The 22791-nt window shown below is 36.6% G+C and carries 21 protein-coding genes; 9 read left to right on the top strand and 12 right to left on the bottom strand.

Going from position 1 to position 22791, the window contains the following annotated elements; genetic code table 11:
* Positions 1 to 267: 267 nt before the first annotated feature.
* From ACFQU5_RS17910 to ACFQU5_RS17900, 3 genes are all read right to left on the bottom strand, one after another.
* Positions 268 to 750 (bottom strand): LURP-one-related/scramblase family protein, encoded by a 483-nt coding sequence (locus ACFQU5_RS17910; RefSeq protein WP_390290956.1) that lies wholly within the window; start codon positions 748 to 750, stop codon positions 268 to 270.
* A gap of 189 nt (positions 751 to 939) precedes the next feature.
* Positions 940 to 1557: a hypothetical protein gene (locus tag ACFQU5_RS17905; protein WP_390290953.1), complete on the bottom strand. Its 618-nt coding sequence runs from the start codon at positions 1555 to 1557 to the stop codon at positions 940 to 942.
* Between the two features lie 12 nt (positions 1558 to 1569).
* Positions 1570 to 2742, bottom strand: coding sequence for an Alp7A family actin-like protein (locus tag ACFQU5_RS17900; RefSeq protein ID WP_390290950.1), 1173 nt, complete (start codon positions 2740 to 2742; stop codon positions 1570 to 1572).
* A 656-nt stretch (positions 2743 to 3398) separates the two neighbouring features.
* On the opposite strand from ACFQU5_RS17900, the gene ACFQU5_RS17895 reads away from it, so the two are divergent.
* Together ACFQU5_RS17895 and uvsE are read left to right on the top strand one after the other, a co-directional pair.
* Positions 3399 to 3701 carry a GNAT family N-acetyltransferase gene (locus ACFQU5_RS17895; protein ID WP_390290947.1) on the top strand — a complete coding sequence of 101 codons (303 nt, stop codon included), beginning with the start codon at positions 3399 to 3401 and terminating at the stop codon, positions 3699 to 3701.
* 136 nt (positions 3702 to 3837) lie between these two features.
* Positions 3838 to 4791: a UV DNA damage repair endonuclease UvsE gene (gene uvsE / locus ACFQU5_RS17890; protein WP_390290944.1), complete on the top strand. Its 954-nt coding sequence runs from the start codon at positions 3838 to 3840 to the stop codon at positions 4789 to 4791.
* Between the two features lie 216 nt (positions 4792 to 5007).
* Here the strand turns inward: uvsE and ACFQU5_RS17885 are convergent, their stop codons facing one another.
* The gene (locus tag ACFQU5_RS17885; RefSeq protein WP_390290941.1) at positions 5008 to 5373 is read right to left on the bottom strand and encodes a carboxymuconolactone decarboxylase family protein; all 366 of its coding nucleotides are present in this window, start codon (positions 5371 to 5373) and stop codon (positions 5008 to 5010) included.
* Positions 5374 to 5529: 156 nt separating this feature from the next.
* On the opposite strand from ACFQU5_RS17885, the gene ACFQU5_RS17880 reads away from it, so the two are divergent.
* The 6 genes from ACFQU5_RS17880 (at position 5530) to ACFQU5_RS17855 (ending at position 12718) form a co-directional block, all read left to right on the top strand.
* On the top strand, positions 5530 to 5781 hold the full coding sequence (locus tag ACFQU5_RS17880; RefSeq protein ID WP_390290938.1) for a transcriptional regulator SplA domain-containing protein: 252 nt from the start codon (positions 5530 to 5532) through the stop codon (positions 5779 to 5781).
* Positions 5778 to 6806, top strand: coding sequence for a spore photoproduct lyase (gene splB, locus ACFQU5_RS17875; RefSeq protein WP_390290935.1), 1029 nt, complete (start codon positions 5778 to 5780; stop codon positions 6804 to 6806). Before ACFQU5_RS17880 ends, splB begins: the two co-directional genes overlap by 4 nt.
* A gap of 335 nt (positions 6807 to 7141) precedes the next feature.
* On the top strand, positions 7142 to 7705 hold the full coding sequence (gene ahpC / locus ACFQU5_RS17870) for an alkyl hydroperoxide reductase subunit C (protein WP_301138417.1): 564 nt from the start codon (positions 7142 to 7144) through the stop codon (positions 7703 to 7705).
* 15 nt (positions 7706 to 7720) lie between these two features.
* Positions 7721 to 9250 (top strand): alkyl hydroperoxide reductase subunit F, encoded by a 1530-nt coding sequence (ahpF, locus tag ACFQU5_RS17865; RefSeq protein WP_390290931.1) that lies wholly within the window; start codon positions 7721 to 7723, stop codon positions 9248 to 9250.
* Positions 9251 to 9565: 315 nt separating this feature from the next.
* Positions 9566 to 10831, top strand: coding sequence for an S-adenosylmethionine decarboxylase related protein (locus tag ACFQU5_RS17860; protein WP_390290928.1), 1266 nt, complete (start codon positions 9566 to 9568; stop codon positions 10829 to 10831).
* Positions 10832 to 11533: 702 nt separating this feature from the next.
* On the top strand, positions 11534 to 12718 hold the full coding sequence (locus ACFQU5_RS17855; RefSeq protein ID WP_390290925.1) for a NupC/NupG family nucleoside CNT transporter: 1185 nt from the start codon (positions 11534 to 11536) through the stop codon (positions 12716 to 12718).
* A gap of 87 nt (positions 12719 to 12805) precedes the next feature.
* Here ACFQU5_RS17855 and ACFQU5_RS17850 read toward each other — a convergent pair whose 3' ends face one another.
* The 6 genes from ACFQU5_RS17850 to fabF all read right to left on the bottom strand — a co-directional run bounded on the left by ACFQU5_RS17850 (position 12806) and on the right by fabF (position 19077).
* Positions 12806 to 13654: an MBL fold metallo-hydrolase gene (locus tag ACFQU5_RS17850; protein ID WP_390290922.1), complete on the bottom strand. Its 849-nt coding sequence runs from the start codon at positions 13652 to 13654 to the stop codon at positions 12806 to 12808.
* 368 nt (positions 13655 to 14022) lie between these two features.
* A complete protein-coding gene (locus ACFQU5_RS17845; protein ID WP_390290920.1) occupies positions 14023 to 14775 on the bottom strand; it encodes an amino acid ABC transporter ATP-binding protein in 753 nt (250 codons plus the stop codon).
* Positions 14776 to 14778: 3 nt separating this feature from the next.
* A complete protein-coding gene (locus ACFQU5_RS17840; protein ID WP_390290917.1) occupies positions 14779 to 15444 on the bottom strand; it encodes an amino acid ABC transporter permease in 666 nt (221 codons plus the stop codon).
* A gap of 32 nt (positions 15445 to 15476) precedes the next feature.
* Complete coding sequence (locus ACFQU5_RS17835; RefSeq protein ID WP_390290914.1) at positions 15477 to 16259, bottom strand: transporter substrate-binding domain-containing protein; 783 nt, start codon at positions 16257 to 16259, stop codon at positions 15477 to 15479.
* Positions 16260 to 16445: 186 nt separating this feature from the next.
* Entirely contained in the window at positions 16446 to 17387 is a 942-nt protein-coding gene (locus tag ACFQU5_RS17830) for an ATP-grasp domain-containing protein (protein WP_390290911.1), read from the bottom strand.
* Positions 17388 to 17841: 454 nt separating this feature from the next.
* Positions 17842 to 19077 carry a beta-ketoacyl-ACP synthase II gene (gene fabF / locus ACFQU5_RS17825; RefSeq protein WP_390290907.1) on the bottom strand — a complete coding sequence of 412 codons (1236 nt, stop codon included), beginning with the start codon at positions 19075 to 19077 and terminating at the stop codon, positions 17842 to 17844.
* A gap of 119 nt (positions 19078 to 19196) precedes the next feature.
* Here fabF and ACFQU5_RS17820 point away from each other — a divergent pair, with 119 nt between their 5' ends.
* On the top strand, positions 19197 to 20051 hold the full coding sequence (locus ACFQU5_RS17820) for a helix-turn-helix transcriptional regulator (RefSeq protein WP_390290904.1): 855 nt from the start codon (positions 19197 to 19199) through the stop codon (positions 20049 to 20051).
* Between the two features lie 98 nt (positions 20052 to 20149).
* Here ACFQU5_RS17820 and ACFQU5_RS17815 read toward each other — a convergent pair whose 3' ends face one another.
* Positions 20150 to 21277, bottom strand: a complete 1128-nt coding sequence (locus ACFQU5_RS17815) for a M24 family metallopeptidase (RefSeq protein WP_390290901.1) — start codon at positions 21275 to 21277, stop codon at positions 20150 to 20152.
* A gap of 4 nt (positions 21278 to 21281) precedes the next feature.
* Entirely contained in the window at positions 21282 to 22700 is a 1419-nt protein-coding gene (locus ACFQU5_RS17810; RefSeq protein WP_390290898.1) for a sodium:solute symporter family protein, read from the bottom strand.
* Positions 22701 to 22791 lie beyond the last annotated feature (91 nt).

The raw sequence follows: 22791 nt of genomic DNA, 5'->3' as shown, positions 1-22791 counted from the left end.
GGGGAGGCTACTTCGATAACAAATGAACAAGCGGTCACATATGTGGCAACTGGAGTGGTACCACGGGAATTTATGCCCTCGTCTCTGAATATAGAGACAAGGGCTTTTTTATATTTGAAGAGGTTGTGGATGTGAAAACAAATCTTGCAATGGGGTTCCCTTTAAATTTCGAATAACAGTTCTAGTTAGCTTATTTTACCGGACACAATAGAAGAGCCTATTCGAGGAATAAGCTTGAATAGGCTAAGTCTATTAGATATTCGCCTTTCAAGAAGCAGCTGCTTGGTCAGCCTTTACACAATCAATGGCCACTACCAATGCAATAATGACGGCCTCCATCGCGTCATCCAATATTTGAACCTCGTAGCTATCCCCCCACGTGAACCACTTCTTGCTCACAGTGCCGACGATTTCTCCATGCTGCAATATCTGAAAATCCATATCCCACCAATTCCCCTGTACTTCAATACCTGCTGCATCAATCGTATAGCGTGGTTTAAAAAAGGAAAACTCTTTCTTAATCGTTATCGCCTCTTTGCCATTTACTTCAACAAAAAATATCGGCAAGAAACTAAAGACCTTTTTCGTAATGAGGGCAACTTCATCTCTTGTTGTATTCATAATGGAGAAAGTCTTCGGGATTTGCATAAAACTGCCTTCCACATAATAAACATCATTTTCCTGCTGATCCTTCACTGTAAACTTTCCGCTTAAACTAAAAACCTTTTGTTTGATATACAACTGCTTCATTCTGTGCCTCCCTTGATTAATCAATCCATATACCATCACCAAATTATTTATCTTTAGTATTGTATACGAATCTAATATCGCAAAGGTTCTGTTATTATCGAAATACTTTTAAAACTAGAATTTCGAATGCGCAAGCAAAAAAAATCCGCATTGTTTCCTTCTAACAATGCGGACTTCATATTAATCGTACTACTTATTCATTTTATTAAGGAAGTCCCCTAGCAGACTGTCTAAATCCAATTCTTCATCTTCTTCATGTTGCTCTTCAGTATCTGCACTTTGGTTTTGTGATGCTTTTTCCCAATCAAAGGCGTCTAAATCATCGATTGTTTCCAAAGCATCGGAAGCAGACGTTTCTTCAATAGAATGGACAATATCATCAACTCGGTATGTTTCTTGCATATCAGGAAGCTCTGCATTTGAACCTTCTTCTTGCAAATACAAGGCTTCATTAATGTCTAGAGAGCTGCTATTTAATGATGCAAGCAAGGCTGTGGCGCGAACTGGATCTACTAACAGTTGGTAAAGTATTGTACCCAGCAGTGCCTCCGAATGCTCGTGCTTTAACCAATCTCGCTGCGATTTACTTAGTTTATGGGGTAGAGGAATGGTGATTGTTTCCCGTTCCTTTGAAAATGACTGTCCGACACCCTGAAGCACAAACTCGGCCATCTTACTCGAAAAATTCCTTCTCTCTGTTTCCTTTAGTTTTTGTAAATGCCTTAAAAGATGGTCAGGAGTATCTGAAGGAATACGAAATGAAATGGCTTGCCCTCTCTTAATCTCATTCTCCCTCGAGCTTTTCATATCATCACCCTATTAATTCTTCACAGGTTGTGGAGACTGCTTAGGCTTTTCCGACTTTCTAATAAAATCGCTAATGAGCTTATAATAAGCATTGGCCATCATCCAAATGCTTTCTTTCTCATCTTCAAAGAAATCAATATTATAGCCATCCAAGTTATTGTTTAATGTTTTAATATATTCTTTTAAAACGTTCGCTCCTCCACCAACAAAATAGCAGATTTCTGTTTGCGAATTTTTCTGCCATACATTTCGTAATAAACGATACTGTTTTTTAGCAAGTTCAAGTAAGATTCGATCTGTAATATCATGGACACTTGTCCGACTTCCTTTAACCATAATGTGATTTCGATCATTTTTTCTTGTAATAATTTCAACCACATCACGACGGCTGTCCAATTCTATGCCATGTCTCGACCTGATTTCTTCTCTTATTGCTTCTAATGATTCCGATACGCCCAGGTTAAATCCTTGAGCCTTATCATCATCCACATTTCGATTCTTAATGACAGCGATATCTGTCGATAAACCACCTATATCTTGAATAATAATTCGTTTATCAATTAAATCCTTATTGATGATTTTCAGCTGATTATCCATTACTAGATTAATATAAGCCGCAAAACCTTCTGGATAAATCTTTACTTCATTAAATTTGATATTCACTTTTAATCCTTGGTATTTCGGTGTAACCAGGAATTCCACCTGATGGACGGAGCCTACCAATTTAGAGCGGTAGCCAGCATCCTTCCCTTCCTTCACTTCACGTAGGGGGAGGCCTGTTCCAAGTGTATAATTTGCATCGATTACATTTTTTATTCGTGGGAAATTACTTGTATTTTTTTCGTTAACAGCATCTAACGCTAGAGTAGCAAAAAGCATAATCAATGTTTGATCTTCCTCAGATTTAGCGCTTCCCGGATCTAATTCAGTCGCATTGCTGCTCTTTGTCGCCAAGTTGCCTACTCTATAGATGGCATTGTTTTCTTTCAATGCAGGGGAGTGCACCTTGATATGAATTCCTTCTAGCGGATTTTTAGTATCCAGTTCTTCTATTCCAATAACCGGACGATCTTCTGTATCCCTTGCAACAATATTAGGAATATTTAATTCGTATTCTACTTCACCAAAAATCGCCTTAATAGAGTCATTACCCACATCTACAGCTGCCGTTCGAGAGCTAACCATGAAATCATCCCTTTTCATTTTATTGTTAGATTTTTAAAGGATAATACTGTAAAATCCCTTATACCTATTTAAAGGTTATAAGAGTTTACTTGATTGTTCAATGAGGTTAGCCTAAAAGAAATACAACTGTAAACACTTCGTAAACTGCGGTTATTTGTAGACATTTCCGTAATCTTTAGTAACAAATCTGTATACATCCGGCAGATTCAACATGTATACATCTTTGTTTACTTGTATACATAATCGTTTACCATTTGTTTACAACTGGTGTACATGTACACCAGTTTGTATACCATTAATTTCTGCAAATAAATATGGCGGCAATTTTTAAAAGTCCCCTTCTTTCTACGTTGTTTGGAAAAAAGAGAGCGCACTTTAATTAAGAGACTATTTTATTTCGGATTCTTCTTAAAAGGATTTTTGTTCTATTTCTAGAAGGAGTAAATTATGAATAGATTAATAATTATTAACGTATTAAGAAAGGAAAAATAGCTATACTACAATTACATACCATCACAAAGGATAATTGGCTGAAGGCGATATCGCTACGTGTTCGTGAAGATCAGCTGAAGTTTGTTGCAACTAACGCGGTATCACTAGCCCAGCTAAATTTCCTTGAAGGTTTTCATGCTAAAGGAATCTACTACGGAGAAGAAATGGTTGGTTTTGCACTTTATGGAATAGACGAAGACGATCATGAGTACTGGATTTATCGCATGATGATTGATCAAAAGCACCAAGGGAAAGGATATGGGGTGAAGGCTGTCAACCTCATAATCGAAGATATCAGGAATATAAAAGAGGAGCACCATCAAACTATCACACTTTCATATGAGCCAACAAATGAACATGCCAAACGAATCTATGAAAAAAGTAGCGGGATTGATCATTGCAGACGAACAGGTCTCCCGCTTCACATTTTAATATTGCGCAGTAGAGCTAGGGAGGTTTCTTCCTAGCTCTTATTTGTTGATAACTTATTTTTAAAGGCCATTCACGTTATCTGCATACTGTAATGGATTTAGGGGAAAATAAATTATTATTAGCTTGTTCCTATAAAAATATATTTCAATTTTGGATTAAGGAGAATAGTAGATGAAAATACGGTTCGGTTATGTAGCAAATGCATTAGGCTTATGGGATGCAAGTCCATCAAAAACTTTAACTTTTTCTCGGTATTCGATGCTTCCAAAGGATGAGCGAATGGAAAAGTTGAAATTGATTACAGCACAAAACTTACGTCACACGAAAAGAATTTTGTACTACAATATCGCCCATGAAATTGAATTATATCGATTATCCAGCTCTATTGTCCCTCTAGCAACCCACCCGGAAGTAATGTGGGATTTCTATACTCCATTCAAAACTGAATGGGCAGAGCTTGGGGAAATCATACAACGATTTAAGATGAGAGTAAGCTTTCACCCAAATCAATTTACGCTATTCACCAGTCCAAGAGAAGAGGTAACAATGAATGCTATAAAAGATATGGAATATCACTACAGGATGCTCAAAGCCATGAATGCTCTTCATATGGGATTAATTAATATCCATATAGGTGGTGCATATGGGGACAAAAGCAATTCACTAAACCGATTCCATCAAAACCTCAAGCAGTTGCCACAGGAAATTAAAAAGCATATGACACTTGAAAATGATGATAAAACATATGATGTTCCCGAAACACTCATGACCTGTGAAAAGGAGAGCATTCCAATGGTACTCGATTATCATCACCATATGGCGAATAAAGATGAAGATGACCTTCATGTTTATTTACAGCGCATTTACAACACATGGGATTCTACAAATGTTGTACCGAAAGTTCACATTTCTTCCCCAAAATCTGAACAAGCCTTCCGTTCACACTCTGATTTTGTTTCTTTAGATTTTGTCCTCCCCTTCTTAAAGATGGCAAAGGAATTAAATCAAGACTTTGACATAATGATAGAAGCAAAACAAAAGAACCTTGCGATGCAGAAACTTGTAGAAGACATCTCTGCTATTCGAGGAGTCAAACGTATTTCGAGTTCATCAGTGGAATGGTAATTGCAAAAATGCCTTGCTTAGTACTGGGAAGCTGCTTACTGGACTCGACGAGTGAGCCTCCTCACGCAGGAAAGGACACGCGACCTCGATGGCTGGGCACTGAAGCTAGCTAAGTTATTACACAGCAAAATTTTATAATTGCCTTAACAAAAAAAGATGAAACCTTTCGATTTCACCTAGAATGTCTTACTATCAATCCCTATTAATATGAAATATTTACTGTTTCATATCATTCATCTCATTCATACAATCCAGAACAAGTGTAACTCCCTGACTAACAGAAGCACCACCACCTAATGCCGCACTCACACCTATAGCTTCAAGAATTTCTTGCTCTGAACATCCATGATCAAGACATCCTTTTGTATGGTAAATAATGCAGTACTCATCTTGAGCATGGATGCTGATTCCTAATGCAATTAGGTGTTTCTGCTTTTGATTTAATGCACCGTCTTTAAAGCATTCTTCCGTAAATGCATTAAATTGGCTGACAAACTCGCGCATTTTCTCGTTAAACACACCGAGTCCTTTTTTATATTTAATCAGTGCCGCTTCAGTAGGATTTCCAGTGTTCAGTTCCAACTCATAACCAACTCCCTCTTATTTTTTACAGCAAATTTATTATGAACCAATGAGAAAACATTTATTTATTGCCGTTTTCACTTACCAAAATTAAGAAATCATAACTGTAGCAATAATAGGGATAATAGTAAGGACTATTAGAATGAAGGTGATGGAATGGAGAACCAAGAATATCAAGCTGGAGATATTGTCTATGTTTTTTACAGAAATCCACATACTCAAGATGTAGCGAATGTTCAATCAGCGGCAGTGGTAAATAACCCTGAGAAAGAAGATGAATTAGCTTTGTTTTTGTATGAAACCTATTACCCTCTATCAAATGAAATGGCTGTTTATTCTACAGAAGAAGAAGCAAACCAAGCCTACAATCATTACTATGGGGATGATTCAGAAGGACTTATACAGTGAATAATCCATTTACACCAAAACTTGTCTATTTTGAACCTGCTGCACTAGAGTATCCTTTAGGAATTGAGTTATATGAAAAATTCAAAAAGATGGATATTGAAATTCGGGAAACTACTTCCCACAATCAAGTAAGAAACCTACCCGGCGATAATGACTTTAAAAAATACCGCGTTGCCAAATCAACACTTGTCGTAGGAATTCGAAAAACGCTTAAATTTGATACTTCCAAGCCCTCTGCAGAGTACGCGATTCCTTTTGCAACGGGCTGCATGGGTCACTGTCATTATTGCTATTTACAAACTACGATGGGAAGTAAACCTTATATCCGTACATATGTCAATGTAGAGGAGATTCTTGAAGCTGCCGACAATTATATGGCGGAACGCGCACCAGAAATCACTAGATTTGAAGCTTCTTGTACATCAGATATTGTAGGAATTGATCACCTAACTCATACTCTGAAAAGAGCAATCGAACATTTTGGAAAGTCTGAGCTCGGCAAATTAAGATTTGTGACAAAATTTCACCATGTAGACCACTTGCTTGATGCAGAGCATAATGGAAAAACAAGATTCCGTTTCAGTGTGAACGCTGACTATGTCATTAAAAACTTCGAACCCGGCACTTCTCCTTTAGAGAAGAGAATTGAAGCCGCAGGAAAAGTTGCAAGGGCTGGCTATCCACTCGGATTTATAGTTGCACCAATCTATCTTCATGAAGGATGGAAGGACGGCTACTATAAAATGTTTGAACGTCTGGATGCGGAGCTGCCCTCTGATGCCAGGGAAGACCTTACCTTTGAGTTTATTCAGCACCGGTTTACAAAGCCTGCAAAGAGAGTAATTGAGAAAAACTACCCCATGACAAAATTGGAATTAGACGAAGAAAAAAGAAGATACAAATGGGGGAAGTATGGAATCGGGAAATATATTTATCAAAAAGAAGAAGAAGAAGATATAAAAAAACATCTGTACATGTATATGGAGAAGTTCTTCCCCAATGCAAAGTTGGAATATTTCACTTGAAGCTACAAATTAAATCTTTGCTTCATTATAAAGGGTGAGTCTTTTCTCACCTTTATAAATTATTTAAATTCTCATTTATAAACAGATTTTTAAAAATAGTTGATAATATTAGAATTAATAAGTTTAAAAATCCGTATTTAGATCTAAGATTATATATGACTATATCGGTTAAAATGCCAAAATAAGTCATATTTTTTTATTTTTGGACAAATTTAGTAACGTTTTGTGTCATTCCTTGACAAGATAATCATTTGTATATGAAAATGTATACATAATTATAATTATTATAATATAGTTACACTTTCAAAAATTAAATTTCTAGGAGGAAATATAATATGTCTTTAATCGGAAAAGAAGTACAAGCATTCTCAGCAAAAGCATTCCAAAAAGGTGAATTTATCGATGTATCTGAACAAAACTTTAAAGGTCAATGGAGTGTTGTTTGTTTCTACCCTGCAGATTTCACATTTGTATGCCCAACTGAATTAGAAGACCTTCAAAACCAATACGCAACTCTAAAAGATTTAGGAGTTGAAGTATATTCAGTTTCAACAGATACTCATTTTACACATAAAGCATGGCATGACAATTCAGAAACAATCGGCAAAATTGAATATATTATGATTGGTGACCCTTCTCAAAAAATCTCTCGTATCTTTGACGTATTAGACGAAGAAGAAGGACTTGCAGATCGTGGAACATTTATCATCGATCCAGATGGTGTTATTCAAACTGTTGAAATTAACGCTGGTGGTATCGGTCGTGATGCAAGCACGCTTGTAAACAAAATCAAAGCAGCACAATATGTACGCAACAATCCAGGTGAAGTATGCCCAGCTAAATGGGAAGAAGGGGCTGCTACACTTAAGCCAAGCCTAGATCTTGTTGGCAAGATTTAAGGAGCACGATTTATAATGTTATTAGATGCAGATATCAAAGCACAATTAGCTCAATATCTTGAATTGATGGAAGGCGATGTGCTACTTAAAGTCAGTGCGGGAAATGATGATATTTCTCGAGATATGTTAGCTTTAGTAGATGAATTAGCTACGATGTCTAACCATATTAAAGTAGAAAATACCCAATTAAATAGAACACCAAGCTTCAGTGTGAATCGCATCGGAGAAGATACTGGCATCACATTTGCAGGTATTCCACTTGGACATGAATTTACATCATTAGTATTAGCGCTTCTTCAAGTTAGCGGAAGAGCACCAAAGGTAGATCAAAAGGTCATTGATCAGATTAAAAGTATTCAAGGTGAATACCACTTTGACTCTTATATCAGCCTGACTTGCCATAACTGCCCTGATGTTGTTCAAGCGCTTAATGTGATGAGCCTTCTTAATCCCAACATTACGCATACCATGATTGATGGGGCTGCGTTTAAAGAGGAAATCGAAAGCAAAGACATCATGGCTGTACCAACAGTATTCCTAAATGGGGAATCTTTCGGCAGCGGTCGTATGACATTAGAAGAAATTCTAGCTAAAGTTGGCAGTACTCCGGACGCATCTGAGTTTGCTAACAAAGAACCTTACGATGTTCTTGTTGTTGGAGGCGGTCCTGCTGGTGCAAGTGCTGCAATCTATGCTGCACGTAAAGGGATCCGTACAGGTATCGTTGCGGAACGCTTTGGTGGCCAAATCATGGATACACTAGGCATCGAAAACTTTATTGGTACGAAATATACTGAAGGGCCCAAACTCGCAGTAAGCTTGGAAGAGCATGTTAAAGAGTATGAGATTGATGTAATGAACCTTCAGCGTGCTAAACGTCTAGAAAAGAATGACCTAATTGAAATTGAACTCGAAAATGGTGCAGTTCTAAAAAGCAAAACAGTTATTCTTTCAACTGGTGCTCGTTGGCGTAATGTGAATGTACCTGGAGAAGCAGAATTCAAAAACAAAGGGGTAGCTTATTGCCCTCATTGTGATGGTCCATTATTTGCCGGTAAACGAGTAGCGGTTATCGGTGGCGGAAACTCAGGTGTTGAAGCTGCGATTGACCTTGCAGGAATTGTGAAACATGTAACAGTTCTTGAATATTCGAATGCTTTAAAAGCGGATTCTGTTTTACAAGATCGTTTAAACAGTCTGCCAAACGTAACGGTTATCAAAAACGCTCAAACTACCGAAATTACTGGTACCGATAAGGTAAATGGTATTTCATACAAGAATCTTGAAACAGAAGAAATCCATCATATCGAGTTAGAAGGAATTTTCGTTCAAATCGGTCTTGTACCAAATACTGACTGGTTAGGTGCAGAAGTAGAACGTACACGTATAGGTGAAATTATTGTAGACAAACATGGGTCTACAAGTATCCCTGGTGTATTTGCTGCTGGTGACTGTACAGATAACCCATATAAACAAATTATTATCTCAATGGGGTCAGGTGCAAATGCAGCTCTAGGTGCTTTTGACTACCTAATCCGCAACTAATAAAAAATAGCAGCTTCCGTTTTTAAAAGCGGTTGCTGCTTCTTTATTTCAGACCTTTTTATAGATAGCATTATCGTTTAATAATATATAGTTGCAACAAATCATTTCAAAGATGTGAGCCGCACTTTCTTATGTATAATTCTCCGCAACAGATTTAAGTTAGTACTTTTTCTATTAATTTATTCCAATTTAATAGCTTATTTCACCTTAAAATAAGTTTTTATGTTAACTTTCGATTGAAATTAGTAGTTTTACACAAGCAACTCCATTCTATAGCTCATAAGCTATGTTAATTACAAGAAAGGATGTTATGCCATGGAACTACTAAAACAATATACAATCACTATTCTCGGAAGTATGGGTGGTGTTGCAAAGTCAATTCTATCAATCCTTAATCATTCTGCTATAGATAAAAATGACCCAATTCACCATGTTATAACAAATTCAAAGTTTTATTTAATAGATATGAATCAAGGTAATATGGATTATTATAAGCAATTGTTTCCAAACCTAGTTGATAAATTAACTCTCTTACAATTCGACCTCAGTGATACAGCCAAATTTACGGAACACTTAAAATCAACAAATACTAAATTAGTTATTGATGTATCATGGGCTGATACAATCGAAATGATAGATTGCTGCAACAAGCTTGGTGTTCATTATATCAATTCAGCATTGGAAAATACTGAGGTTGATCAAGATGCGAGTTTATATGGTTTTCCACTAACTGAACGGTATAATCGATTTAATGATAAAAAGCCGAACTATACAAATACAAGAGCGATTATAGGCTCGGGTATGAACCCCGGTGTAGTTCAATGGATGGCAATTAAACTACTGCGAGAAAACCAAGGTAATCCTCCTATAGCTTGCTACATTATTGAGCATGACAGTTCCTTTTACAAAGACAAAAAGCTTATACAACCTAAAACTATTTATACTACCTGGTCGGTAGAGTGTTTTCTGGATGAAGCCATTTTAAGCTATCCAATGTTTGTCCGACATCATTTACCACTTTATTTATATGATGATGTCTATGCAACTGAATTTAAGGTAACTTTAGGTAGTAAAGAATTCTATGGATGTCTTATGCCCCATGAAGAAGTACTAACATTAGGTGAACTATATGATTTTGAACTTGGATTTATCTATCGAGTTAATGAATATACAACAGAGTTAATCCGAGAAAATCTAAGTGATGTGGATGACCTTTGGAATTGGAAACAAAAGCTAATTAATCCGTCTGATGGGGAGGTAGAAGGAGAGGATCTTGTAGGTGTTCTTTTAGTATACAATGATAAGGAAATTTATATGTATAACACTATGAAAAGTAGTGAGATATACCAAAAATATAAAACTAGCGCAACGTATTTCCAAGTAGCTTGTGGAATATATGCGGGAGCTGCGAGTTTAATATTAGATAATATTCCTTTAGGTGTATATTATGTCGATGAATTATTACTTAATACGCAAAGTGACTATGGTAAATATTTAACTTACTATATGCGAGATTTTGTCTTTGGTGAGAATAACAGTTCGGATGGTTTATTACATCAAAGAATGAAAAGAATTGAATAATAGCAATTGAAAATGAGTCTGGGACAGAAGTAGAAAATTCTTTGAATGATGTAAGAATCTAGAATTAAAGAATTGATATTTTAAATATTGATTGAAGTGGAGGGACACTCCTTGGGGAATAGCACGAGGGAGAGACTACATGCTCGATTCGTGCCCGTGGATAAGCGTCCTTTGCAACGGAAATCAATTTAGGAATAAGCAAAAAATCATCAAATTTCTCATTGAGAAATTTGATGATTTTTATTTTGTCCCATCCTCACTTATAAAAAGAAATAAGCTTATTTGATAATAAGAAGAAAAATATGTGAATTAGTTATTTTATTCTACTGATTTTTGGGAATATAAGCTATATCGTTTAATAACCATTCTGAAAATTTAACAAACATCCCAATAGATATAGTCAATTAGAAACTTATTTTGATTGCAAAAAATCTTGGATTTAAGCGTCTAATTTTCTCATTTACCTCCTGAGACCCATACAGAAAATAGTCTATAATCTTTTTTTTGCTTTTTTAGCAATTTTCTAGTAACATCTTTATGTTTCCACTACTATGCAAAGCTTTTTTAATAACCTATGTACGGTTCTTTTTTATTAAATATGGACAAGATATTCATACAATCACTAGTAAAAGAAGTTACTATACGAAAAATAAGTATATTAAAAAGCCGCATCAAATGTTTTAATTCATCAGGAGGTTACAAATGCAATACATTATTTCTATTTTAGGTATTCTTGTTGTATTGGCTTTGGCTTGGTTGGCCAGTTCCAATCGAAAAGAGATAAAATTCAAACCAATTATCATCATGATTGTCATTCAAATTCTTTTATCATTGTTACTGTTAAATACAAAATTTGGTTTAATCATCATCAAGGGAATTGCTACTGTCTTTGACAAACTACTCGAATACGCAAACGAAGGAGTTTCCTTTGTGTTTGGCGGCATGGCGAACGAGGGAGAGGCTCCATTCTTTTTAACTGTATTACTGCCAATTGTATTTATTTCAGTTCTAATTGGTATTCTTCAGCATCTTAAGATTCTGCCATTCATCATGAAGGGAATTGGGTGGGTTTTAAGTAAAGTAAACGGCATGGGTAAACTTGAATCATATAATGCTGTTGCTTCATTGATGGTTGGACAATCAGAGGTCTTCATCACACTAAAAAAACAACTTGGCCTGCTTTCGACTCAGCGTTTATATACTCTATGTGCGTCGGCAATGTCAACTGTATCAATGTCCATAGTTGGAGCTTATATGACCATGCTCGAACCAAAATATATTGTTACGGCTTTAGTTTTAAACTTATTTGGCGGTTTTATCATAGCTACTATTATTAATCCGTACGAGATTGATCCAAGTGAGGATATATTAGAAATTGAGGAGAATGAAAAGCAGTCCTTTTTCGAAATGCTCGGCGAGTATATCCTTGATGGTTTCAAGGTAGCCATTATCGTCGGTGCCATGTTGATTGGGTTTATTGCATTAATGGCTGGATTCAATAATGTGTTTGAGCTATTGTTCGGTATTTCTTTCCAGACTATATTGGGCTATCTCTTCGCTCCAGTTGCCTTCATCATGGGGATACCCATGTCAGAAGCAGTTAGTGCCGGGTCCATTATGGCAACTAAACTGGTGACCAATGAATTTGTGGCGATGTTGGATTTATCCGGAGGCAATTATAATTTTAGTGAACGAACAATGGGAATTCTTTCTGTATTCCTGGTTTCCTTCGCCAATTTCTCATCTATTGGCATTATTGTCGGGGCTGTCAAAAGTCTGAATGAAAAGCAGGGGAATTTCGTTGCACGTTTTGGGTTGAAACTGTTATATGGTGCCACACTTGTAAGCATTCTTTCAGGAATCATTGTTAGTCTTGTTTTAAAATAACCATGGAAAACAGCGGTGAATAGTTAAATTTTGAATTCCAATCATTATTACTTAGAAAGGCAGTGGTGCGAACCACTGCCTTTAAATTTAAAAACCATTTACAAAGTCGGATATCATTTCTCTTTCGTCTTCTGTAAGTTCCCTATTTACGTGCTTTTTGTATTCCTTAATAATTTTCTGGTAATCTCCACCGCAACTCTTTGTATACTTTGCAATCGTTCTAAGCATGACCACTTCCTGATTAAATTCCTCTTTTGAAAGCGGCATTTGATGCGAAAGTATATATGTATCTGCATCAAAATGCTCTAATTCCTCTAATAGCCGCAGCGTTTCCTCAATTGTATAGTTTATTTTTGGGGAGTAAAGATTTGGATAAATGCAATCACCAAGAAAAAGAATCTTTTCTTCCACGATATATACAATCACCGAATCTGAAGCATGGTCCCCTCCAACGTGTTGTACAATACAGGTTACCCCGCCCAGGTCAATTTCCAATCTTTTTTCGAAAGTTACATCCGGCAAAACAATCTTGATATCTCGATGGTCCTTGAACTCCTCCTTAATGGCCTTGGCGCAAAATTCAATTTCAATTCCTTCTTTCACTCGCTCAGCCAATGCCTCGTCTGACCATGAAAATGGGATTAATTTCTCTATTTCTTCTTTTGTTTTCTTGGAAGCAATGGAAACTGTATTCGATAATGCCGAAAGGCCGAAGATATGATCCCAATGCCAATGGGTAAGAACAACCATATCTGTACTTTTGACTCCCCTATTTAAAAGTTCCTTCTGAAAATAATTTGCATGATCCTCCGAGTTACCTGAATCAATCATTAATGTCTTTTTGTTGCCGACCACCAATCCCAGAATAGGACGGTCGGTTTCCGATACTGGAGTGATATACCAAAAACTGTTGCCAATTTTGTTTATTGAGTGCATAAGTGCTCCCTCCTTTTTATAGTAGTTTAATTCAAAAAGAGGTAATTTTCCTTCTAAAGGATTATTTTTTTGATGGGATGCAGCAGTTATATTGTTTAATCGAAGGAAGTTTTCAGTTGAGCGAGTTACTTATCACTCCTAACTTATAGACATCCAGCCTGTGAAATCATTTTCCACTTATTACCGTGCTCATGTTGATGTCTATTACATTAGGGAAATTTATAGCATTTAATTTATATATATACATGAGTTGGATATACCTTAATTTATAGAATGAAAGACAATTAACAGGATTTATTAGGACTAATAAATCCCTGTACAATAAACTACGAGGTCCTGCCTAAACATATAGACAGGACCTCGCAGTTTCATTTAAGCATTGTCGATTTTAAAAATTCCCTAGTTCTCTCCTCTTTCGGATGGTTGAAAAATTGCTCAGGTGTGCCGCGTTCAATAATTTTTCCATCATGCATATACACAATCCAATCCGCTACTTCTCTAGCGAATCCCATTTCATGGGTTACAACAACCATTGTCATTCCTTCTTCAGCCAAGTCTTTCATGGTTGTTAAAACCTCTCCCACAAGCTCGGGGTCGAGTGCCGATGTTGGCTCATCAAAAAGCATAATATCGGGTTCCATCGCAAGTGCTCTAGCAATCGCCACCCGCTGCTTTTGCCCCCCCGATAGTTTACTAGGATAGACATCCGACTTATCCTCCAAACCTACTTTTTTCAGTAATTGTTTTGCTTTGATGATAGCCTTCTCTTTGTCAATACCCTTTACCATGATAGGTGCTTCGATAATATTTTCCAAAACCGTTTTGTGTGGGAATAGGTTGAAATTCTGAAACACCATACCTACCTTTTCCCTAATCTTGTTAAGGTCATCGTTCTTTGGATTGACTTCATTTCCTTCAATTATAATATTGCCGTTATCCTTTCTCTCTAAAAAGTTCAAACAGCGAAGGAGGGTGCTTTTCCCTGAGCCGCTCGATCCTATAAGACAAACAACATCGCTTTCGTAAACTGTCATGTTAATATTCTTCAATACATGTAAGTCTCCAAATGATTTATTCAATTGATCTATTTTAATCATTTCCTTCGTGTCCAATCTTTTCATCTCCTATCTATCACTTACTGCTAATTTCAGTTCAGTTCGGTTCACTACAAATGTCATCAGTGCTACTAGCAATAAATAGTAGACTGCTACAATAAGTAAATAGGTCATTTCGTCGAAATTATTTGACCCTAGTGTTGTCGCCACATTAAACAGCTCATTCATGGAGATAAATGCAGCTAACGAAGAATCCTTTAAACTTATGATAAATTGATTGCCTAAAGGGGGCAACGCTCGACGGAATGCCTGTGGAAGAATAATCCTTCTTAATGTCAGTGTCTTTGTCATTCCCAAAGAGCGTCCTGCCTCAAACTGGCCTTTATCGACTGACTGAATTGCTCCTCGAAGGATTTCGGAAATATAGGCTCCATTATGTAACGCTAGAGCAAGTGAAGCAGCCCAAAAATCAGGAAGAAGGAAAATTCCGCTAATCCCGAAGTAAAGGATAAATATTTGGACAATCAGCGGTGTTCCGCGGACCAAATAGACATATATATCTGAAATTAGTTCTAAAATTTTTATATTGGAAATTTTTAATAAGGCAAAGACAAGTCCAATGACGATTCCAAGTAAGATAGAAACCACCGTCAGCTCTAATGTTAAAAGCATAGCTTTTAAGAATACACCTTTTGTTTCTATTAGTATGTCGAAAAAATGCGAAAAACTTGGCAAAGTACTACTTCCTTTCTTTCCATGGTATTCGTTTATTCCGGTTTTTTGGTAATGTCTTCACCAAAATATTCGATACTGATCTGAGTTAGTGTCCCATTTTCCCGGAGCTGTTCCAAAGATTCATTTACTCGCTTCAATAGCTTCGGATTATCTTGGGGCAGCACAATCGCTTGTTCACTGCGATTAATTAATTGCCCAGCCTGAATCTTAAATCCTTCCTTTTGAGCAGTTTTCCCAGTAACAAAATCTGTGATTACCGCATCATGACGTCCGCTGCTCAGCGCTTTTAAAGCTGTAATATCGCTGTCATAGGTTTTTACTTTATCGGTGTACTTGGAAGCTGTATCGGCATATGTCGAACCTTTTGCTACTGCAACTTCCTTTCCTTCTAAATCCTTGACAGTCTTAATTTGACTATCCGGTCTGGTGAAGATTTGCGGGCCTGAATAATAGTACGGTGTAGAGAAGGAAACATGTTTGCTCCGCTTCGGATTAATCGTGTGGCTAGCAACGGCTGCATCCGCACGTCCTGTTTTTACCCCTTCTACAATCCCTTTGAATTTGATTCGCTTCTGAACAGGTTCAAGGCCCATTTCCTTTGCAATCGCTTCACCAACCTCAATATCAAAGCCTGACATGGTGAGATCGTCATTTATATAGCTAAATGGCTTAAATTCACCAGAAGCAGCAAAAACAAATTGATTATTATTTATAAGTTCAGATCCGTCATCAAGCTTCTCCTTCTCGGCACATGCAGACAAAAAGCAGACGATGATTATACTAAAAACTAAGATTAACTTTTTATTCAACAACATGTTGGCTATTACTCCTTTTCCCTTTCATTTATTCCTGCGATTCCTCTTGCTATATATCTTGCTTATGAAAGTTAATACCCTGTTTAATATCTATAAAACAAAAAGTGTCAGGCACCTTTAATAGTGCCTGACACTTTTTGCTTAGCATTTACGCTATATACAACTCTTTTAAGTCACTTTTTTTACTTAATTCAAATTTTCTAACTCTCTGCCTAACATCTTTGCAAGTTCTAACATACCGAATTTTTGAGCTTCTTCTTCAGCGTCGGAGTTGTAGTTTGTGTTTGTGTTTACGTCATAAGTGTATACAGTGCCTTCACCATTGACGATAAATTCGATACCTGCAACATCAATGCCATTCTCTTTTAAGAACTTTTGGTATTTTCCAATTAGTTCTGTACGAGGGTTTTCAACAATTCTAAATTTCATTTGATCTTTTGGATCTTCTCCAACCGGGCAAAATAGATCGCCAATTTGACATGCGTCTGCCGGGCATAATTCAAAGCCTTCGGAAGTATCGACTCTTACGGAGTATACATATTCTCCACCAACGAATTCTACACGAGTGATTGATTGGTCAGGAGATGTTACATATTCTTGTACAAGAGTAATACCATCTACTGAATCTTCAAATGTTGGTTTATCTAAATGTTCTTGCAGCGCTTCTAGAGAGTAGAATAATTGAACCCCTAACCCTTTACCAGCACGGTTGTGTTTTGTAATGAACGGTACAGTATCTAAAGCTTTCGCTGCTTCCATGATTTGTTCTTTTCCAACAGCTGCAACTGTTTTTGGTACACGAATGTCGAATTTTTCTAATTGTGTATATTGTTTTACTTTACTTAATTCAAGACGCAGTGCATTTGAGCCGTTTAATACCCTTTTACCATGGAATTCCAACCAATCTATAACTGCTCCTGTTAGTTCTGGTGCAAAACGGTGATTACGTGTATGGGATGATGCACTCATACGATTGTAGAATACACCTTCTGGCGGTGCTTCATTTAAATTCACAATACCTTCATCTAGATGCCAAGTTTCAAAAGGTAAGTTTAATTCTTCTAATCTTTTTATTAAATGGCTTGTCCAATCCTCATTTTCATGGATGACATAGATTTTTTTTGACATGCTAAATACCCCTTTGCTTAATCTTTTTGATTTAACTTATCTATTATTTTACTAATAACTGGCCACGTTCACTAAGGAAGCATACAAGCTCTACATTTTTGCTGTATCTCCAGTCAATTGTCTTGAAGCAACTGAGCAAATTTCTACATCAGCACTTAAAATAATAATCTATGAATCATTATTTTGTGAAACTAAATACTTTAACGAATATAATGTTACGACTTGACCAGCTTTCATACAATAGATTTCCGGACTTCTTGCAATATCCACTTCAATATTTACAGCACTGATTCAAAAACCTCATTTACTTATGATAAAGTTCACCGTAACTAATGTAAATGCGGTTTTAAATATACATTCATCCATCCATATATCTCCAATTCCTATAAAAGCTTAGCATGAAATAAACTTACCAGTTTCTTTAAGAAACTGGTAGATTAACATGAGAGTATAGTCACTCGTATTTCTTTAAAACAATAGCTGCATTATGGCCTCCGAAACCGAATGAGTTTGATAGACCCATAGTTAAATTTATATGGCGGGCAACTGATGGTACATAATCTAGATCACATAATGGATCAGTAGTTTCTAAGTTAATGGTTGGAGGAATGATCCCTACTCTTAAGCTCATTGCTAATGCAATTGCTTCAACTCCACCAGCAGCCCCTAACATATGACCAATCATCGATTTATTAGCTGTTACTGGAATCTGATATGCTTGATTTTCAAACAACTGCTTGATAGCCATCGTTTCAGAGATGTCCCCTACTTTTGTACTTGTCGCATGTGCACTAATTACATCAATTTCTTCAGGCGATATATTAGCACTTTTTAAAGCTGATTTCATTGCAAGATAAGCTCCTTTACCTTCTGGATGTGTGGCTACTATATGGTGTGCGTCTGAACTTGCTCCATATCCAATAACTTCGGCATAAACCTTTGCCTGTCTTCGTAAAGCATGAGATAAAGATTCTAAAATTAGAATTCCAGCACCTTCTGACATGACGAATCCATCTCGATTTTCGTCAAATGGACGGCTAGCTTTTGTGGGATGTTCATTTCTTGTAGATAATGCTGTAGCATTACTAAAGCTTGCGACTGATAAGTCTGTTATAGCTGCCTCTGTACCACCTGCAAACATTACGTCAACTTCTCCAGAACGAATTAGTCGAAAGGCTTCCCCAATAGCAGTATTACCAATTGCACAAGCAGAAACAGGAGACATAGTTGGTCCCATCGCCTTCCATCTGATACTAATTTGTGCTGCGGCTGCATTAGACATCATGGCAGGCACTAGCGTTGGACTTACTCTTCTGGGACCCTTTTGTCTAAGTGCATCAATATTCTCTATTAAGGTCTCAATTCCTCCTATCCCCGAACCTACGTATACGCCTAATCTTTCAACATCTATCGAATCGAGGTCTAATTTAGCATCTTCCCAAGCTTGTTCAGCTGCAGCCAAAGCAAATTGAGTAAAACGGTCTAAACGCCTTGCTACATTCTTTCCTAAAACTTCATCTGCATCAAAATCTCGAACTAACCCTGCAATTTTAGTTTTATGATTATTCACGTCAAATGTATCAATAGTGGATATCCCTGATTCCCCCTTTACCATATTGTTCCAAAATTTTTGAATATCATTTCCTATAGGAGACACTACTCCCATGCCGGTAATTACAACTCTCTCCACTTTTACCCCTCCAAATCAATCATTTACTTATATTTTTACCACCTTCTTATCCTATTACAAGTGACTATTTATCCTGTTATAATTACTAATAGGTTAAATGGGTAAGGAGTTTTTTTACAATGAATGATAAATCTAGGCGTGAAGCGTTATCCGTATTTTTAAAAGCGAAACGTGCTCAAATTAAGCCAGAGTCGATTGGTTTGCCTGCAGGAACCCGGAGAAGGACTCCTGGTTTAAGAAGAGAAGAGGTTGCACAATTAGCAGGAGTAAGTACCACTTGGTATACCTGGCTAGAACAAGGAAGAGATATAAAAGTTTCCTCAATTGTACTTGAATGTATTTCTACCGCTTTGCAATTAAATAAGGATGAAGCAGATTACTTATATAACCTGGCATTGGAGTCAAAATTGGAAGTAACACATCCAAAAAAAGAGCAATCTGACCTTAGTCCTTCCTTAAAACGAATACTAGCTGAACTAAAATATTGTCCAACAATCATTACCGATCGACATTGCCATATTGTGGGCTGGAATCAAGCTGCCGCTCATGTATTTTTGGATTTTGAACAAATACCGAATGAAGAAAGAAATTTGATTCGTTTGGTATTTACAAGAAAAGAATTCAAAGCATTAGCCGTTAATTGGGAGCATTTTGCAAAAGGATTTCTTGCTATTTTTCGTACTTATTATGGTCATTATTTAGGAGATGAATGGTACAACCAGTTTATTCATGAAATGAGTCATTCACATTCAGAGTTCCAGGCTTTATGGCAAGAAAGTCAAGTAAGTAAAGCTCCAGAAATGATCATCGAGTTCAGACATGCGAAAGCAGGCAAAATGCTATTTAATCTAACCTCTCTTCAAGTACAAGGTGATCAGGATTTGCGGTGCAGTATCTATACACCAGTTGAGGAAACGGACACAGAAAAGAAATTAAAACGAGTGATGAAGAGGATCTCTGTTGAAGAAGACTAATGGGTTTTCTCCTTCATGGAGCTCCTTTCTAAAAAACGAATGTAGACAAAGCCAAAATGACTTTGTCTACGGAGATTGAGCCGTATGGTTAATTTTCATTAAAAAATTAAATCTTTTAAGTCTCTAGGATAATCAGTAATTAGTAGATTTCCACCATCTTTTAAGATAACGGTGTCAGAGTGTCTAAATCCACCCAATCCCGGAATATAAATTCCAGGTTCAATGGTATACGCCATTCCTTCCTCTAAAACAAGGTCATTATCGTAAGAAAGATATGGGGGTTCATGAAGAGAAACTCCAATGGCATGACCTGTTCGGTGTATTGCATATTCTGCATAGCCTTCCTCTTTTAAAATTCCCCTAGCCACTGCATCAACTTCTGATGCTTTCACACCAGGTCTAATAAAATCTAATGCAGCTTGTTGTGCTTTTTGCATCGCTAAAAATGCATGCTCTTGCAGTTTAGTAGGCTCCCCCATTATTACTGTGCGTTCTAGTTCAGCACGATATCCATTTAACGAAACTTGCCTTGTATGAATAATGACATCTCCTTGTTGTATTTTCCGCGTATTGGAATATACATGCGGTAAAATACTCCGTTCAGGTCCTGATGGTGTCATAACGAGTAAATCTAACGTGGCATTTGGATAATTCTCAGACGCTGTTCGATAGATGAGTTGATTTCCAATGGCATCTATTTCTAATTCAGTTGCACCAACCTGACAATGTTTAAGTGTTTCACTTACACCTAAATTTACTAGCTTTCCAGCCTCAATCATTGCTAAAATTTCTTCATCATATTTGATTGATCTCATTTTTTCTATTTGTACACTTAAATCGATGACCATCGACTTAATACTTTGAATTTCATTGATTATTTTCCCAGGGGTATAATTCATATCAATTCCAACAGCACTACCCCCTTGAGCTTTTAACTCGCTTTCCAGAACTTCTAAATATGTTTTCGCGATGTTTGCTTTCTCAGGGTGTTCATAGTATGGAAGAATACGATCCACATTAGCATGTTCACGAGCATGAACCTCTTCAAGCCCTGGCACTATCAAACTACATTGTTCGAGTGTTATGAAGCAGATAATGGGTCTTGAATAGATTAGTGCACGAAAACCAGTTAAATAAAATTGATAGTCAGGGCTCATTACCACCGCTGCTTGAAGATTATTTTCCTTCATAAATTCCCGAAGCTTATTCACTCTTAAATTAGTCATTTTCTTACTCCTCCTTATCTTTGATGGATTGTTCCTGTTCAATTTGAACTGTATAATTCGGCGTTAGTAAGCTTACTACAATCAGTGCAATAATAGACAACGGTAATGCGATTAGAACACTATTCCATCCCATTGGTTTTTGTAAAACTAATTCCCATACTAGCGTTGCTACACCACCAGTGACAATCGATGCGAAAGCACCAGGTCCATTTGCGCGCTTCCAAAGGAAACTAGCTAATATAGCAGGAGTTAGTGCTGCACCATACATTGTGTAAGAATACATTTGAATCGATAGGACATCCGGGAAGAACGCTCCAAGTATATAAGCAATTCCACCAAGAGCGAATACAGAATATCGATTGATCTTTAGTAAACTCTTATCTGACATATCAGGCTTCACTCTTTGTACAATATCATACGTAATGTTTCCAGCTGCTGATAATAAGAAGGAATTACCTGTTGTAATAAGAAATGAAACCGATGCTGTTAAAATTAGCGCACCGACAATAACCGGTAATCCTCCATTATAAGCAAGTTGTAAAATCGCTGTATCTGGTTTGATGTCACTGAATAGTGCAAGCGAACCGATTGTCAATAAGATTACGAGACCAAATACAGCAATTGATGAAATGAAGAATCCTATTGTTGAACGCCTAGCAGTGTTTGCATCTTTAGCAGAAGCTAATCGTTGATACATGTTTTGATCTGCTAAAACTAATAGGAATAATGGTAAAAAGTATCCGATTATTTGCGGAATCGTTAAATTGCCAGTCCATGTAAAATGTGATTCCGGTAAAGAGGTGATGATCGTGTCAAAACTCACAACGTTCGTAATTAAGTAGAAGAATCCTAGAATAAATCCTACTAGAATAAGTAAAGAACTGATAAAGTCTGTATAGGCAACCGAGAACATACCGCCAATCGTTGCAAGAAATATTACAATAAAAGCAGTTATTATCGTTCCTGCTTCAACAGAAATACCTGTTGTTAAATTTAATATGTAACCCCCTCCAGTAAATTGGTAAGATGCAATCCCAATATAAGCAAGAATAATGAATATAGAGGAAATCGTTCTTGTCAGTTTTCCATATTTTATTTCTAAAATTTGAGGAATCGTATATTTGGAGAGCATCCATGTTTTTCCTGCAATAAAATACAAAATAATTATTCCTATTGGTACACCAGCAAAGTAGATGATGCCCGCGAATGGCCCTTGTTGATAAATAAAGCTAGCACCGCCAATTACCGTTCCCGAGCCCACAAAAGTCGCCAACAAAGTACCCACTAGCACTATATTTGGTAATGATCGACCAGCTAACATATAATCTTCCGTATTATTTATTTTACTTTTCCCTATCAATGTTCCGGCTACAACCATTAAAAAAATGTAGCCAATAATTGTAATCAACAATATCGTGTTCATGTTAAACCCCCTCTAAATTTAATTTATAGATTATTCCCAATAGTATTAAAAGTAAATTTACAGCAATTTTTACTCTTTGTATAATATATAT

The sequence above is a fragment of the Ureibacillus sp. GCM10028918 genome (genome assembly GCF_042666115.1).
In the GTDB taxonomy this organism is placed as follows: Bacteria; Bacillota; Bacilli; order Bacillales_A; family Planococcaceae; genus Ureibacillus.
The sequence above is the reverse complement of the archived record's forward strand: the minus strand, read 5'-3'. Positions and strand labels throughout refer to the sequence as shown.